Source organism: Nonomuraea sp. bgisy101 (assembly GCF_057708945.1).
Genome location: NZ_JBYITD010000032.1, coordinates 36830 through 51170 on the forward strand (window position 1 = coordinate 36830; position 14341 = coordinate 51170).

General features: G+C 72.6%; 14 protein-coding genes. 8 read left to right on the forward strand and 6 right to left on the reverse strand.

Annotation, left to right across the window (positions count from 1 at the left end; all coding sequences use genetic code 11):
* The first annotated feature begins 1 nt into the window (after window position 1).
* Genes AC3EO4_RS42570 through AC3EO4_RS42580 form a run of 3 tightly spaced genes read left to right on the forward strand, consistent with a single transcriptional unit; the run spans window position 2 to window position 2373 of the window.
* Window positions 2–1105 carry a thiolase family protein gene (locus AC3EO4_RS42570; RefSeq protein ID WP_379577773.1) on the forward strand — a complete coding sequence of 368 codons (1104 nt, stop codon included), beginning with the start codon at window positions 2–4 and terminating at the stop codon, window positions 1103–1105.
* The gene (locus tag AC3EO4_RS42575) at window positions 1106–1780 is read left to right on the forward strand and encodes an energy-coupling factor ABC transporter ATP-binding protein (protein WP_379577775.1); all 675 of its coding nucleotides are present in this window, start codon (window positions 1106–1108) and stop codon (window positions 1778–1780) included.
* The gene (locus AC3EO4_RS42580; RefSeq protein WP_379577776.1) at window positions 1777–2373 is read left to right on the forward strand and encodes an energy-coupling factor transporter transmembrane component T family protein; all 597 of its coding nucleotides are present in this window, start codon (window positions 1777–1779) and stop codon (window positions 2371–2373) included. Before AC3EO4_RS42575 ends, AC3EO4_RS42580 begins: the two co-directional genes overlap by 4 nt.
* Here AC3EO4_RS42580 and AC3EO4_RS42585 read toward each other — a convergent pair.
* Window positions 2370–3194 carry an NAD(P)H-binding protein gene (locus tag AC3EO4_RS42585; protein WP_431901336.1) on the reverse strand — a complete coding sequence of 275 codons (825 nt, stop codon included), beginning with the start codon at window positions 3192–3194 and terminating at the stop codon, window positions 2370–2372. The genes AC3EO4_RS42580 and AC3EO4_RS42585 overlap by 4 nt on opposite strands.
* 161 nt (window positions 3195–3355) lie before the next feature.
* On the opposite strand from AC3EO4_RS42585, the gene AC3EO4_RS42590 reads away from it, so the two are divergent.
* Window positions 3356–4087, forward strand: a complete 732-nt coding sequence (locus AC3EO4_RS42590) for a hypothetical protein (protein WP_431901339.1) — start codon at window positions 3356–3358, stop codon at window positions 4085–4087.
* Window positions 4088–4256: 169 nt separating this feature from the next.
* On the opposite strand, the gene AC3EO4_RS42595 is transcribed toward AC3EO4_RS42590, so the two are convergent.
* Both AC3EO4_RS42595 and AC3EO4_RS42600 read right to left on the reverse strand, forming a co-directional pair.
* Window positions 4257–4736: a pyridoxamine 5'-phosphate oxidase family protein gene (locus AC3EO4_RS42595; RefSeq protein WP_431901340.1), complete on the reverse strand. Its 480-nt coding sequence runs from the start codon at window positions 4734–4736 to the stop codon at window positions 4257–4259.
* The gene (locus tag AC3EO4_RS42600) at window positions 4733–6118 is read right to left on the reverse strand and encodes an MFS transporter (RefSeq protein ID WP_379577783.1); all 1386 of its coding nucleotides are present in this window, start codon (window positions 6116–6118) and stop codon (window positions 4733–4735) included. Before AC3EO4_RS42600 ends, AC3EO4_RS42595 begins: the two co-directional genes overlap by 4 nt.
* Window positions 6119–6239: 121 nt before the next feature.
* Between AC3EO4_RS42600 and AC3EO4_RS42605 the strand changes: the two genes are divergently transcribed.
* Window positions 6240–6638 (forward strand): winged helix-turn-helix transcriptional regulator, encoded by a 399-nt coding sequence (locus AC3EO4_RS42605; protein WP_379577784.1) that lies wholly within the window; start codon window positions 6240–6242, stop codon window positions 6636–6638.
* A 38-nt stretch (window positions 6639–6676) separates the two neighbouring features.
* On the forward strand, window positions 6677–7054 hold the full coding sequence (locus AC3EO4_RS42610; protein ID WP_379577786.1) for a hypothetical protein: 378 nt from the start codon (window positions 6677–6679) through the stop codon (window positions 7052–7054).
* Window positions 7055–7078: 24 nt separating this feature from the next.
* Here AC3EO4_RS42610 and AC3EO4_RS42615 read toward each other — a convergent pair whose 3' ends face one another.
* A complete protein-coding gene (locus AC3EO4_RS42615) occupies window positions 7079–9538 on the reverse strand; it encodes a family 78 glycoside hydrolase catalytic domain (protein WP_431901343.1) in 2460 nt (819 codons plus the stop codon).
* Between the two features lie 50 nt (window positions 9539–9588).
* Between AC3EO4_RS42615 and AC3EO4_RS42620 the strand changes: the two genes are divergently transcribed.
* Together AC3EO4_RS42620 and AC3EO4_RS42625 are read left to right on the forward strand one after the other, a co-directional pair.
* Window positions 9589–10197 carry a TetR/AcrR family transcriptional regulator gene (locus AC3EO4_RS42620; RefSeq protein WP_431901345.1) on the forward strand — a complete coding sequence of 203 codons (609 nt, stop codon included), beginning with the start codon at window positions 9589–9591 and terminating at the stop codon, window positions 10195–10197.
* Window positions 10198–10217: 20 nt separating this feature from the next.
* Window positions 10218–11177 carry an alpha/beta hydrolase gene (locus AC3EO4_RS42625; RefSeq protein WP_379577791.1) on the forward strand — a complete coding sequence of 320 codons (960 nt, stop codon included), beginning with the start codon at window positions 10218–10220 and terminating at the stop codon, window positions 11175–11177.
* A 41-nt stretch (window positions 11178–11218) separates the two neighbouring features.
* Here AC3EO4_RS42625 and AC3EO4_RS42630 read toward each other — a convergent pair whose 3' ends face one another.
* Entirely contained in the window at window positions 11219–12931 is a 1713-nt protein-coding gene (locus tag AC3EO4_RS42630; RefSeq protein WP_431901347.1) for a glycoside hydrolase family 3 protein, read from the reverse strand.
* Between the two features lies 1 nt (window position 12932).
* Window positions 12933–14333, reverse strand: coding sequence for a carboxylesterase/lipase family protein (locus AC3EO4_RS42635; RefSeq protein ID WP_431901349.1), 1401 nt, complete (start codon window positions 14331–14333; stop codon window positions 12933–12935).
* Window positions 14334–14341: the final 8 nt, after the last annotated feature.

A 14341-nucleotide genomic window follows, 5' to 3' on the forward strand; every position in this document is an offset into this window, starting at 1 on the left:
GATGATCGAACAGCCTGTCGTCGTGGCGGCCCGCCGTACCCCCATCGGCACCGCGGGACACGCCTACAAGTCGTTGACGGCCGACCAGCTCGCCGCGCCCGTGATCGCGGCGGTCGCGGGAGAGGTCCCGCACCTGCGGGTCGACGACGTCGTGCTCGGCAACTGCATGGGCGCGGGCGGCAATCTCGCCCGCGTGTCGGCGCTCGCCGCGGGCCTGGGACACGAGGTGCCCGGTGTCACCGTGGACCGCCAGTGCGGCAGCGGCCTGGCCGCGATCCTGCTGGCGGGGCAGGCGGTACGCGCGGGCGAGGCGGACCTGGTCATCGCCGGTGGCGTGGAGAGCGCGTCGACGGCGCCGCTGCGCACGATGCGCGGCGCGGCCGAGCCGTACCAGCGGGCGCCGTTCGCGCCGGCGGGCCACCCCGACCCCGACATGGGGCCTGCCGCGGAAGCCCTCGCCACCGCGCGCGGCGTGCCGAGGGAGCGGCAGGACGACTACGCCCACCGCAGCCACGCCAGAGCCGTCGCCGCCCGCTTCGACCAGGAGCTCGTCGAGATCGACGGCAGGCTCGCCGACCAGCGGCCCCGCGCCCTGCGCAGGGAGACGCTCGCGCGGCTGCCGGCCGCCTTCGTGCCCGGCGGCACGGTCACCGCGGGCAACTCCTCGCCCATCAGCGACGGCGCGGCGGCCGTCGCCGTCGTGCCGGAGCGGCTGCGTGCCGGGATGCCGGGGCTGCGGCTGAAGGCAGGCGCGGTCACCGGGTGCGACCCCGCGCTGCCCGGCTGGGGTCCGGTGCCCGCCGTACGGCGGGTGCTCAGCCGTACCGGAGTGACCATGGAGGAGATCGCCGCAGTGGAGATCGTGGAGGCGTTCGCCGCGCAGGTCCTCGCGGTGACCGACGCTCTGGAGGCCGACCTGGACCGTGTCTGCGCCGACGGCGGCGCCCTCGCTCTCGGCCACCCGTGGGGCGCGACCGGCGCGGTGGTGGTGACCAGGCTGTTCACCAGGCTCGTGCGTTCGGGCGCGCCCTCGGGGACTCTGGGACTGGCGACCGCGGCGGTCGGCGGCGGGATGGGCGTCGCGGCCCTGTTCGAGGTGGTGTGAATGATCCAGTTCACCGGTGTCAACGTCACGCTCGGCGAGCGCGAGGTGCTGTCCGACCTGACGCTGACGCTGCCTGAGCGCAGGATCGGCGTCGTCGGCGCGAACGGCTCGGGCAAGAGCACGCTCGCCCGCCTGATCAACGGCCTGGCCCTGCCCTCCTCGGGCGAGGTCACCGTCCTCGGCCTCGACACGCGCCGCCACGCCGCCCGCATCAGGCGCGACGTGGGGTTCCTGTTCACCGACCCCGACGCGCAGATCGTGATGCCGACCGTCGCGGAGGACGTCGCGTTCTCGCTGCGCCGCAAGGGCCTGTCCCGCGCCGAGGTCGAGGAGCGGGTGCGCGAGGTCCTGGCCAGGTACGGCCTGGCCGACCACGCCGACCATCCCGCCCACCAGCTGTCCGGCGGGCAGAAGCAGCTGCTGGCCCTGTGCGCGGTCCTGGTGCTCGACCCGCAGATTCTGATCATGGACGAGCCGACCACGCTGCTGGACCTGCGCCACTCCCGCCAGGTCGCCGACCTGCTGGGCCGCCTTCCCCAGCAGGTCGTCGTCGTCACCCACGACCTGGGCCTGCTGGACTCCTTCGATCGCGTCATCGTGCTGGACCAGGGCCGCGTCGTCGCCGACTCTCCGCCGCAGGCGGCGATCGACCACTACAGGAAGCTCATGTCTTGATCGGGCTCTACGTGCCGGGCGATTCCCTTCTGCACCGGCTGCCCGCGGGCGCGAAGCTGCTGGGCCTGGCCGTGCTGTGCACGACGCTGCTCCTGCTCGGCGCGCCCGTCGCGCTCGGCGCCTTCACGACGCTGGTCGTGCTGCTCTACGCCGTCGCGGGGGTGGGCCCCGCGGCCGCGTGGGCGCAGATCAAACCGCTGCGCTGGTTCGCGGCGGTGCTGTTCGTGATGCAGTTCGTGCTGGTCGACCTCTACGGGGCGGTCTCCTCCACGCTGCGCGTCGTCCTCGCCGTGGCCCTGGCGGGGCTGATCACGCTCACCACCAGGTTCGCGGACATGATGTCCTTCCTGGAGCGCTGCTTCGGCCCGCTGCGCGCCCTCGGGATCGACCCGTTCCGCGTCTCGCTGCTGCTGTCGCTGACCGTGCGCAGCGTTCCTGTCATCTCGGAGCTCGCCACCAGGGTGCGGGAGGCGCAGCGGGCGCGCGGCGTCTCGTGGAGCATGCGCGCGTTCGCCGTCCCCCTGGTGGTCAGCGCCCTGCGGCACGCGGACGCCCTGGGCGAGGCCCTGAGCGCCCGCGGCCTGGACGACTAGTTCGGCCGGAATCGGGCCGCGTGCTCGGCCACCCACGTGGCGAACGTGCGCGGCGGGCGCCCGGTGATCTCCTCGACCGTCGGCACCACCGTGTACGACTGCGGCGGCGGATTGCCCTGCCAGTTCGCCAGCAGTTCGATGAGCTCCTCGCCGTAGCCCGCCTGCCGCCAGCGTTCGCGCGCCTGCTCCTCGGTCAGCTCGACGAACTCCAGGTCCCTGCCGAGCGCGTCGGCTATGGCCCGCAGCCGCTGGCGGGCCGTGAACGTCTCGGGGCCCGTCAGCGTGTAGGACCTGCCGCCGTGCCCGCCGTCGACCAGCACCCTCGCGGAGACCGCGCCGACGTCCGCCTCGTGCACGATGGCGCCGGGCACGTCCGCGAACGGCTCCCGCACGACGCCCTCTGTCCTGATGTGCTCGGCCCAGCCGAGCGTGTTGCTCATGAAGTCGACGGCCTCCAGCCTGGTCCACTCAAGGTCGCTCGACTCGAACGCCTTCTCCACCGGGCCCACCTGCCCGTTCCACAGCAGCGCGACCCGCCGGACGCCCGCCTTCCTGACCAGCTCGACGATCTCGGGGCCGGTCGTCAGGGTGGCGTAGTCGTCGCCGCCCACGGTCAGCAGGTGCACACCGGTCACGCCGTCCAGCGCGGGCCCGAGGGTGGCGGGGTCGGTGAGGTCACCGCGGACCACCTCCACCTGCTCGGGCAGGTTCGCCCTCGAAGGGTCGCGGGTCAGCGCCCTGACCCGCACGCCCTCCCGCAGCAGGTGGCCGACCACGTGCCGGCCGGCCTTGCCGGTCGCGCCTGTTACGAGAAACGTCATAGCCGTGGACGCTACGTGCCCGCGCCCGCCAGGGCATTGGCCACCGGACCGATCCCGCCGTCGGACTTTCGGCCTAGGACCGCGGGGTAGTGCCAGGTCTACCCCCGACTCTCGTCCTAGCGCCCCTGTGCCCCGCTGCCTGCGCCGATTCAATATCCACCATGACGACGACCGACCACACCGCCCGTCCGACGCTCCCCGGTCCCTGGGTCGAGGCCGCCGGCCTCCTGCTCGGGCCGGCGCTGCTCATCGCCGGCGTGCTCGCGCGGCTCGGCGAGACCGATTTCTTCCCCGGCCAGCTCGCCGCCTACGCCGCCGAGCCGGGCCGGATGGTCCTCTCCTACAGCCTGTTCTCCGCAGGGACCGTGCTGCTGTGGCCCGCGGTCACCTCCGTGGCCCGCAGGATCGGCACGGCCCACCCCGGCTGGGCCCGCTGGGGGGCCGCCCTGGTGATCCTCGGCCTGTTCGGCCGGGTCTTCCACGCCGGTGTCAGCCACCTCGCCTTTCAGCTGGTCGACGCGCTGGGCCTGCCCGCCGCCCAGAAGGCGGTCGCGACCACCTACGGCGCCTTCCACGTCTTCAAGGCCGTCAACGTCTGCATCATGACCGGCTGGATCGTGCTGGCCGTCGGCGCCTTCCGGGCGAAGGCGTTCGGCGCGGGCGCGGCGGGCGTCGTCCGCTGCGTGGCCCTCGCCCTGGCGGCCGGGCTGCCGCTGGGCGTCCTCAAGGGCAGCAGCGACCCGATCTCCCTGGTCGCCCTGCTCGGCCTGGCCGTCGCGCTGGTCCCTCTCGGCGTCACGGTCCTCAGGGAGGCCTCCGCCCCGAAGTGGTGGGCCCTCGTGCTGACCGTCGCGCTGGTTCCCGTCGCCTTCCTCGTGGGCGTCTCGGGCTGACGCCCACGCGGCCCGCGCGACGTGCACCAGGGCTCCGGCCCGCATCCCCTGGGATCCCGAGGAACCCAGGCCCCCGGCCCGGGCGCACGGGGCTCGGGTCGACGTGCCCGAGGAACCCAGGCCCGCGGCCCGCACCACGGGGCCCGGGCGGTCGTGGAGGACCCGCGCGCTAGGTCAGCGCGGGGCTCTTCCGCCAGATCCTGCCGCGCAGGTCCATGCCGCGGATGACCTGGATTCTGTACGGCTCCAGCCGCAGGACGTGCAGCTTCGGGTCGGACGGCGAGCGCCAGAAGTTCCCCAGGTCGTAGCCCGCTCCCCTGGGACTGGTCCTGCGGTACAGATCCCACACGTGACGTTTGGTCTCCAGGTCGTCGGCCCACGCGGCGACGGCGTCGACGGCGACGGAGTCGTTGCCTCGCGACCAGTAGGAGAAGCTCGTGTTCGGGTTCCCCGCCAGGTGGGCGGCCTTGACGGGCGTCTTGTGGGTGGCCAGCCAGCCGAGGGGCTGACCGTCGACGTTCTCCCAGACGGGGATGAGCACGCGGGTGCGCGGCCGGTTGGCGGCGTCGACCGTGACCATGGTGGAGTACACGATCGAGCCGACGAAGGCGTTGAACTCCTGCTCGATGTCGGTGAAGGCGGTGGTCATCGGGTGCTTCCCTTCCTGAGTCCGAAGGCGCTGACCGCGGCGGCCAGCCCTGCCGCGACGAGCGGCACGACGAGGGCGGATCTGTAGCTGTCGGCGAGGTCCTGCGAGGTGACGATGACGGCGGTGGTGGCGGCCAGGCCGAGCGCGGCCCCGAACTGGAAGGAGGTGTAGAGCAGGCCGCCGGCGAGTCCCTGCTCGCTCTCGTCGATGCCGTCGGTGGCGACGATCGTCAGCGGGCCGTAGGCGAGCGCGAACGCCACACCGAGGATGATCATCGTGGGGAACATGGCGGCGTAGGTCCAGTCCATGCCGACGGGCAGGAACAGCGCGTAGGACAGCGCGGCGAGCAGCAGGCCGTACAGGATGACCTTGGCGTTGCCGAAGCGGTTGACCAGCCTGGGCGTCAGGGTCGGCGCGAGGACGGCGTCGGCGCCGATGGCCAGCATGGCCAGGCTCGTCTCGAGCGAGGTCCAGCCGCGCAGCTCCTGCAGGTAGAGCACGGCGACGAACTGGAAGCCGAAGAACCCGGCCGAGAACAGCAGCCCGGCGAGGTTGGCGCGCAGCAGCGGCCCCGAGCGGAAGATACCGAGCCGTACGAGAGGGTGGGGGGATCTGCGCTCGATCACGATGAAGGCCGCGAACAGCGCCAGCCCCGCGGCGATCGTGGCCGCCGTCATGCCGGGACCCACGTGGGTGGCGCGCTCGACGCCGACGACCAGCAGCATGATCGCGCCGGTGACCGTGACCGCTCCAGCCAGGTCGACCCGCTGCCCCTGCGGCCTGCGCTGGTCGGCCTTCGGGATCATCGGCACCGCCGCCACGAGGATCACCAGCGCCAGCAGGGCAGGCGCGAACAGCACCCACCGCCAGTCGACCTCGGCGAGCAGGCCGCCGAGCACCAGCCCGAGCGAGAACCCGCCGGCCGCGGTGCCCGAGTAGACCAGCAGCGCCTGGTTGCGCTGCCTGCCCTCCTCGAAGCTGGTCGTGATGATCGACAAGCCGGCCGGCGTCATCACCGCCGCCGCTACCCCCGCGACGAACCGGGCCGCGATGAGCATCCACCCCTCGGCGGCCATGCCGCCCACCGCGGAGACCACGAGGAAGACCGCGAGCCACGACAGGAACATCCTGCGCCGCCCGAACAGGTCGGCGGCTCTCCCGCCCAGCAGCATGAACCCGCCGTAGCCGAGCACGTAGGCGCTCATCACCCACTGCAGCTCGCCGGTGGACAGGCCGAGGTCGGTCCTGATCGCGGGCAGGGCCACGTTGAGCATGGCGACGTTGATGCCTTCAAGGAAGATCGCGCCGCACAGGACGAAGAGCATGCCCCACGCGCGCGGTGTCATCCGCTCGAGCGGAGGCGACGGAATGACGGCAGACATGACGAACCCCTAGGTATGGAAAGGTATGTCGGTTCCTTCTTGTAACCGAGAGCATCATGCGTCACCATGGGAAACCATGGAAGACGGCACTTCAAAGGCACCGAGTTACTGCTGCGGAACCATGGACGACGAGGTGATCCAGTGGGACACGCGGGCCGACTGCGAGGTCCGTCAGATCCTCGACAGGATCGCCGACAAGTGGTCGCTGCTCGTGATCGCCCTTCTGGAACGCCGCACCATGCGCTTCACCGAGCTCCGCCGCGAGATCGACGGCGTGAGCCAGCGCATGCTGACCGTGACGCTGCGGCAGCTCGAACGCGACGGCCTCGTCCAGCGGACGGTCCATCCCGTGGTCCCGCCGCGCGTCGACTACGCCCTCACCCCGCTCGGCACCACCCTGCACGAGGCGATCAAGACGCTGGTCGTCTGGACCGAGGAGCACCAGAACCACATCGCGGCCGCCCGGTCCGCCTACGACGCGAAGGTCGCCGCCGAGGAGCGGCTGCTCGGCGCCTCCTAGATCAAATCTGTCGGAGGTGATCGCTAGTGTGGCTCGCCATGACCCACGAGAGCGTGATCACGACCTGGCGGCAGCTCCTGCACCCCGCCAAGTCCTGGGCGCTGTTCGCCAACGGCACCTGCGTGATCCTGATGGAGCCCGCCGACGACCTCGCCGAGCAGGCGAAGGAGCTGCTGAGCCGGTACGGCCCCGTGCAGGCGGGCACACCCGCGGGCAACTTCACCACGATCGACCTCGACGACGCGCCGGGGTGGGCCGTGACGAGCCACCACCCCGACATCCTCACCTACGTCGCGGAGGACGAGCTCGACGCCCGCGACGACCTCACGGTCGGGCTGTTCGGGCGGGGCAAGCGCGACCAGGACGGGCACGAGCTGACGATCGTCCACGTCGAGGACAAGCGCGCCTCCTCCTGACCACGCGGAGCACCCCGCGCCCGCTCACCAGCGGTGGTGTCCCGAGCCGACCTCGACGGGCGCCCGGCCCGGCAGGGTGACCAGCGCCGTCGTGTTCGGCGGGACCACGGCCTCCACGACCAGCCGCCCGCCGTCCAGCGACCAGCCCGTCTCCGCCATGCCGTACGGCGTGCGCAGCCGGGCCCTCGCCCACGTCAGCCCGCCCCCTGGCCGCGGGGCCACCGCGAGCCTACGGTAGCCGGGCGCCGCGGGGGCCAGCCCCGCGACGGTCCTGTGCATCCAGTCGGCGACCGCCCCGAGCGCGTAGTGGTTGAAGGAGGTCATCTCGCCTGGGTTGACCGACCCGTCGGGGAGCATGCTGTCCCAGCGCTCCCATACGGTGGTGGCCCCCATGGTGACGGGGTACAGCCACGACGGGCACTCCCGCTGGGTGAGCAGCCGGTAGGCGGTGTCCAGATGGCCGGTGTCGGCGAGCGCGTCGCACAGCAGCGGCGTGCCGAGGAAGCCGGTGGGGATCCTGTGCCCTTCCCGCTCGACGAGCGCGGCGAGCCGCGCCCCGGCCCGGTCGCGCTGCCCCCTGGTGGGCAGCAGGCCGAAGCGGATGGCCAGCGCGTAGCCCGTGGCCGAGTCGCCGAGGATACGCCCCTCCTCGGTGACGAACTCCTGGACGAAGGCCTCGCGCGCCCTGGCCGCCATGGTGGCGAAGCGGTCCTGCTCGGCGTCGCGGCCGAGCACGTCGGCGGCCATGGCGACCAGATCGGCGGAGCGGACGTGGTAGGCAGCGGCGACCAGCCGCTTGGGTGTCCTGCCGTCGCCGGGCCTGTCGGGCGGCGCGGAGGGGTCGAGCCAGTCGCCGAACTGGTAGCCGTTCGTGTAGTCCTCGCCCAGGGCCGCCACGTGGTCGACCCAGCGGCGCATGCTGTCGAACCGGGTCTGGAGGATGCCGGCGTCGCCGTACCTCTCGTACAGCGTCCACGGCACGATGACGGCGGCGTCGCACCAGCCCGCGGCGGCGAAGACGGCCTTCGGGCCGAGCGCGTTCGGCACGACGACCGGCAGCGCGCCGTCCTCGGCCTGCTCGGCGGCCAGGTCGGCGAGCCACGAGGTGAGCGGTCCCGCGCAGTCGTAGAGGAAGGCCGCGGTGGGCGCGAAGACCTGCAGGTCACCGGTCCAGCCGAGGCGTTCGTCGCGCTGCGGGCAGTCGGTCGGCAGGTCGAGGAAGTTGCCGCGCATGCTCCACACGACGTTCTCGTGCAGGCGGTTGAGCAGCGGGTCCGAGCACTCGAACCAGCCCGTGCGCGCCATGTCGGTGTGGCAGACGGCCGCGCGCACGTCGGTGACGGGGCCTTCGACGGAGGCGTAGCGGAAGCCGTGGAAGGTGAAGCGCGGCTCCCACGTCTCCTGGCCGCCGCCGCGCAGCGTGTAGGTGTCGACGGACGCGGCGGTCCGCAGCGGGCGCGTGCACAGCTCGCCGTTCTCCAGCACCTCGGCGTGCCTGAGCACGACCCGCTCGCCCGCGCGTCCCTCGGCGGTGATCCTGAGGCGGCCGACGAGGTTCTGGCCGAAGTCGACGATCACGCCGTCGCGCTCGCCGGCGAGCGTCTCGACGCGGCGGACGGCGGGGCCCGTGGGCGCGGTCAGGGTGGCCAGGTCGCGCTCGACGAGCTCGGCGGGGGCCCAGCCCTCGGTGTCGTGCCCCGGCTTCGACCAGCCGTCGCGCTCCCGCCTGGCATCGTGGACCTCCCCGTCGTAGATGCCGCTGAAGGTGATCGGCCCGCTCGCGGCCAGCCAGTCCGCGCCCGTCACCACCCGCTCGACCTCTCCGCCGGGGTGGACGAGCTCGAGCTGGGCCAGCAGCGCCACCGTGTCGCCGTAGCCGGCCTTCCCTCCTGCGAAGCCGATACGGCCCTTGTACCAGCCCTCGCCGAGCATCGCGCCGATCGCGTTGCGCCCCTCCGCCAGCAGGTCCGTCACGTCGAAGGTCTGGTAGCGCAGCCGGTGCCCGTAGCTGGTCCAGCCGGGCGCGAGCACGTCGGCGCCGACCCGCTCGCCGTTGAGCTCCACCTCGTAGACGCCGAGCGCGGTGACGTAGAGGCGGGCACGCGTCAGGCCAGGCCGGGCGTCGAACTCGCACCTCAGCAGGTCCCGCCCCGCTCCGGGAGCGACGAACCGCGCCGACCAGTCCCGCGCGGACAGCAGTCCTGCCTCCACGACCTGGGGATCGCTCCACGCCGACCAGCCGTGCCCTCCGCGCACGCGCACCCGTACGGTCACCCGCTCCCTCGACGCCAGCGGCGCGAACGGCCACGGCACGAGCACCGACGCGTCAGACTCGACCGCCACCCGCTCGCCCCGCGCCTCGACCTCGTAGGCGGTCTGCCGCCACGGACCCTCCACCTCGGTGGCCCACGACAGCCTCGGGTCGGGCACGCCGATCCCGAACGGCTCGTCGAGATGCTCGGCGCGGATGCGGGAAACCCTCATACCTGCTCCTTACTTACAACTTAGTAAGTGATTAATCTAGGATGCCGTACATGGCACAGAGAAGAGGTTCGGGGCGACGCGAGGAAATCGCGGGAGTCGCCGCCGAGATGTTCGCGAGAAAAGGCTTCCGCGGCACCGGCATGACGGAGATCGCGGCCCGCGTCGGCATCACGGAGCCCGGCCTCCTTTACCATTTCCGCAACAAGGAAGGCCTGCTCAGAGCGGTGATCGAGTGGCGTGACTCGCGCAGCATGGACTACGCGCGCGAGGTGACCTCGATCGGGGGGCTCGGCACCATCCGTGAGATGCCCGCCTACGCCCACAGGAACAGGGCGGAACGCGGGCTGACCAAACTCTTCGCCGTGCTGCTCGCCGAGAACCTGGACGAGGGCGACCCCGCCCACGCATTCTTCCGCGACCGCTACAGGGAGATGCGCGCGCTTCTCGCCGACGCGCTCGCGGTCGGCCAGGAGCGCGGCGAGATCAGGGCCGACATCGTGCCCGCCCGCAAGGCGGCGGAGATCCTGGCCACCCTCGACGGGCTGGCCACCCAGTGGCTGCTCGACCCCGACGAGGTCGATCTGGTCGACGCCATCGAGTCCTACGCCAGGTCGCTGGAGAGCGACCTGGCGGCCGTGGGAACCCCCCTCGGCCGGTGAACCACGACGGGAGCACCCCCATGCACCTCGATCCGCCGCTTCTCCACGTCTACGCCAGGCTGGCCGCGCTCGCGGCCGGTCTACCACCCGCCGCTCCCGACGACCTCGACGCGCAGCGCCGCGGGTCCAACGCGACGATGATGCTGCTCGCGCCGCCGCACGACCCCTCGCTCCTGGTGGACGAGCACAGGGTGCCGGTCGAGGGCGGCGAGATCACCGTCAGGCTGACCAGGCCGAAGGGCCTGGCCGAGCCCGCTCCGCTGCTGGTGTTCCTGCACGGCGGCGGCTGGTTCAAGGGCGACATCGACACCGGTGAGGTCGAGTGCGGCCCGCTGGCGAGCCTGGTGCCGTGCGCGGTGGCGTCGGTGGACTACCGGCTGGCTCCCGAGCACCCCTACCCGATCCCGCTGGAGGACTGCCTGGCGGCCTACCTGTGGCTGCTCGACCACGCGAGCGAGCTCGGGCTCGACGCGCGCAGGGTCGCGCTCGGCGGCGCCAGCGCGGGCGGCAACCTGACGGCCGCGCTCTGCCTCCTGCTCAGGGACAGGGGGCTGCCCCTGCCGATCTTCCAGCAGCTCGACGCGCCCGCGCTCGACCTCACGCCCGAGGGCAACAAGGAGGACGGCGGGCTCGCGAACCTGACGAGCGAGGACCTGCTGCGGTTCGCCGCCTACTACCTGGGCGCCGACGGCGATCCGCGCGATCCCTACGTCTCACCGCTGCACGCCCCCGACCTGTCGGGGCTGCCGCCCGCCGTCCTGGTGGTGTGCGAGCACGACCCGGTGCGGGCGCACGGGGAGCGGTACCTGGCCAGGCTGCACAAGGCGGGCGTGGCGGCGGCCGCCGTACGGCTGCTCGCCCATCCGCACGGCGGCTGGATGGCGCCCGGCACCGTGTCCGCCACGCTGGTGCACGAGATGCGGGCGGGGGTGCTCAGGAGGGCGTTCGCGGGCACGCTGATCGCGCCCGTCCCCGGTTAGGACCGGTACCGGGGAGGGCGGGGCGTCCCTCTCCGGTACCTCTACAGGCCCGCGCCGAAGGGGAACAGCGGATCCGTGCTCTCCTGGGGCACGTCAGGGCGGCCCGCCTCCACCTCCGCCATCGAGCGCGGAAGCTGGAACGGCAGGCGCCCCCTCGGTGTGGCCCGCCCGAAGACGACGTCGAGCACGGCGTCGTCGCCTGCTCCGTAGACCGCCACCAGCGCGGCCGCCCGCTCGGCGATCTCGGGGATGACCGCGGGCCGGTCCAGGTCGATCACGACCACGGTCGGCACCGCGTCGAGCAGCGCCAGGATCTCGGCCAGCCGCTCCGCGGGGAAGTCCAGCCGGCCGCCGCGGAACAGCGACTCGTACCAGCCGGAGCGCCGCTCGTACGGTGCGTCGAGCCTGAGCACCGCCAGGTCGGCCGCGCCGGGACTCCCGGCCGCCTCCACACCCCATGACGCGAGGTCGGCCGCCAGCCCCTCGGCGTAGACCTTGCTCGCCCCGCCGGTCGGGAGCGGCCCCTTGAGCAGCGTCGCGGCGGCGCGCTGCGCCTCCGCGCCCTCCGCCCGGTAGACGGCGTTGCCGACGATCTCCTCGGCCGCGTCCGGGTCCACGTAGGGGTGGTCGAACAGGCCGAGCGTGAACTTCTCGCGCAGCAACCGCCGTACCGAGGCGTCGATCCTGTCCTCGCCGACCCTGCCGCTCCTGACCAGCTCGACGACCAGCTCTGTGCAGTGCTCGCCGCCGAGCTGGTCGGCGCCCGCTTCGATGATCTTCAGCGCGCGCTCCGCGGGACTCAGGTGTTCCACGCCCCAGGCCCGCGCCGGCACCGCCTCGCCGAAGACGACCCTGTCGGTGACCAGCGTCCAGTCGGTGCAGACGATGCCGTCGAACCCGAGCCGCTCCCTGAGCAGCCCGGTGACGACGCCGCGGTTGAAGCCGAAGCCGACCTCCTCGTAGTCGGTGCCGACCGGCATGCCGTAGTAGGGCATGACCTGGGTCGCGCCCGCCGCCAGCGCGGCGCGGAACGGCTCCAGGTGGTGGTCGAACCTGCCACCCGGATACACCTGCTCGCGGCCGTCGGCGTAGTGCGGGTCGAGACCGGCCTTCTGCGGGCCGCCGCCGGGGAAGTGCTTCACCATCGCCGCCACGCTGCGCGGGCCGAGGTGCGGCCCGCCGCGCAGACCCTCCAGGTAGGCGGTGACCAGTGTGGAGGTGAGCGCGGCGTCCTCACCGAACGTGCCGGAGATGCGCGACCAGCGAGGCTCGGTGGCCAGGTCGATCTGCGGGTGCAGAGCGACCCTGATGCCCACCGCGCAGTACTCCCTGCGCACGATGTCGGCGTGCCTGCGCACCAGGGCGGCGTCGCCGATCGCGGCCAGGCCGAGCGGCTCGGGCCACTGCGAGAACGCGCCCGCCCGCATCGACGCGGCCGCGCTCTGGGTGAAGGCGTGCCTGGGGTCGGTCGACAGCGTCACGGGGATGCCGAGCCTGGTGGCCCTTGCCCGTTCCTGCAGCAGGTTGTGCCAGCGGGCGATGTCACCGGCGGCGTGCGTGCCGTACAGGTTGAAGTGGTTCATGTGCCGCTCGCCGACCATCTCCTCCAGCGAGGGGAAGTGGGCGCCGTCGGGATAGTCGCCGATGACCGCGAGCGTGTGGAACATGAGCCCTGCCTTCTCCTCCAGCGTCATCCTGGGCAGGAGGTCGGCGACCCGCTCCTCGACCGAGAGGTCGGGGTCCCTGTAACGCATCTCATCGCCTCCACAGCGCGTGCACGTCGGCCGCGTGGTCCCCGACCACGCGGCTGTCCTCGTCGAACACCATCGTCGGCCTGGCCGGCTCGGACCAGGAGGGCCATCCGGGGTCGCCGGTCTCGGCGAAGCGCACCCACGCCCCGTGCATGGCGTCGGTCAGCGAGGACGGCGTCTCGCGTCCGGTCATGAGCTGCGCCTCGGGCGTGTCCGTCGTGGCGAACACGAAGGGCAGCTCCATCGCGTGCGCGGCCCCGAGCTCGTGGGCCGGCGAGCGCCAGGCGAACTCGTACAGCCAGGTGCGGCCCTCGGGCCGGGTCTCGGCCAGCTTCCTGAGCGGCACGCGCAGCAGGTGGTCGGTCAGGAGCAGGCCGAAGGCCTCGCCGGGCGACAGCCGCGGGTGCAGCGCCCGGTAGCCCTTGAGCACCCCGCCGCGCACCCGCAGCTTCAGCAGCGCCAATCGCACCATGTACGGCTTGAGCCGGGCGGCCAGGCCCGTCGGCACGAACCAGAGCCGGTACTCCTCGCTGGTCTGCCCGAAGATCACTGGCTTGTCCGGGTCGAGGTCGAGCCCGGTGAGCAGCTCGCCGTCCAGCACGGGGCCGAACCCTGGCCCGCCCATCAGCGAGCTCTTGCGCGCCACCTCCACCTGCGCGTCGAGCAGCCGCTCGGGGTCGACGGCGGCGAAGGCGGCGGCCGTGGCAGGCACGCCGAGCCGTTTGGCGATCATCGCGGTGGTCTTCCTGGCCTCCTCCCGGGTGCCGGCCGCGGGCGGGCCGCTCTGCAGAATCGCGCGGCTGAACAGCCCGGCGACCGACGGCGCGGCCAGCAGCGCCGCGATGTCGATCGCCCCCGCCGACTCGCCGAACAGCGTCACGTTGCCGGGGTCCCCGCCGAACGCCGCGATGTTGTCGCGCACCCACTCCAGCGCCGCCACCTGGTCGAGCAGGCCGCGGTTCTCCGGCGCGTCGGGAAAGCTGCAGAACCCCTCCACGCCCAGCCGGTAGTTGATCGACACCAGCACGACGCCGCTGCGGGCGAACGCGCCGCCGTCGTAGACGGGCACGGAGTTGGAGCCGTTGCGGTTGGACCCGCCGTGCACCCACACCATGACCGGCCGCCGCCCGGAAAGGTCGGGGGTCCAGACGTTCAGGTTGAGGCAGTCCTCGCCCTCGATCCGGACCTCGGGGAGGATCGCGTCGAGCGGCGGCGGGTAGGGGCGCTTGGGCGCGGTCGGGCCGTCCTCCAGCGCGTCCCGCACCCCCTCCCAGGGCTCGGGCCGCTGGGGCGCGCGAAAGCGCAGGTCGCCGAAGGGCGGCGCCGCGTACGGCACGCCGCGGAAGACCGCGACGTCGCCCTCGATCCGCCCGCGCAGCTTGCCGTACCTGGTGTCAACGATCATCAGACGCG

Coding starts and splice junctions, on each gene's coding strand:
- AC3EO4_RS42635 (WP_431901349.1), bottom strand. CDS start 14,333: ATGATCGTTGACACCAGGTACGGCAAGCTGCGCGGGCGGATCGAGGGC.
- AC3EO4_RS42610 (WP_379577786.1), top strand. CDS start 6,677: ATGACCCACGAGAGCGTGATCACGACCTGGCGGCAGCTCCTGCACCCC.
- AC3EO4_RS42620 (WP_431901345.1), top strand. CDS start 9,589: ATGGCACAGAGAAGAGGTTCGGGGCGACGCGAGGAAATCGCGGGAGTC.
- AC3EO4_RS42600 (WP_379577783.1), bottom strand. CDS start 6,118: ATGTCTGCCGTCATTCCGTCGCCTCCGCTCGAGCGGATGACACCGCGC.
- AC3EO4_RS42575 (WP_379577775.1), top strand. CDS start 1,106: ATGATCCAGTTCACCGGTGTCAACGTCACGCTCGGCGAGCGCGAGGTG.
- AC3EO4_RS42625 (WP_379577791.1), top strand. CDS start 10,218: ATGCACCTCGATCCGCCGCTTCTCCACGTCTACGCCAGGCTGGCCGCG.
- AC3EO4_RS42585 (WP_431901336.1), bottom strand. CDS start 3,194: ATGACGTTTCTCGTAACAGGCGCGACCGGCAAGGCCGGCCGGCACGTG.
- AC3EO4_RS42590 (WP_431901339.1), top strand. CDS start 3,356: ATGACGACGACCGACCACACCGCCCGTCCGACGCTCCCCGGTCCCTGG.
- AC3EO4_RS42570 (WP_379577773.1), top strand. CDS start 2: ATGATCGAACAGCCTGTCGTCGTGGCGGCCCGCCGTACCCCCATCGGC.
- AC3EO4_RS42615 (WP_431901343.1), bottom strand. CDS start 9,538: ATGAGGGTTTCCCGCATCCGCGCCGAGCATCTCGACGAGCCGTTCGGG.
- AC3EO4_RS42630 (WP_431901347.1), bottom strand. CDS start 12,931: ATGCGTTACAGGGACCCCGACCTCTCGGTCGAGGAGCGGGTCGCCGAC.
- AC3EO4_RS42595 (WP_431901340.1), bottom strand. CDS start 4,736: ATGACCACCGCCTTCACCGACATCGAGCAGGAGTTCAACGCCTTCGTC.
- AC3EO4_RS42605 (WP_379577784.1), top strand. CDS start 6,240: ATGGACGACGAGGTGATCCAGTGGGACACGCGGGCCGACTGCGAGGTC.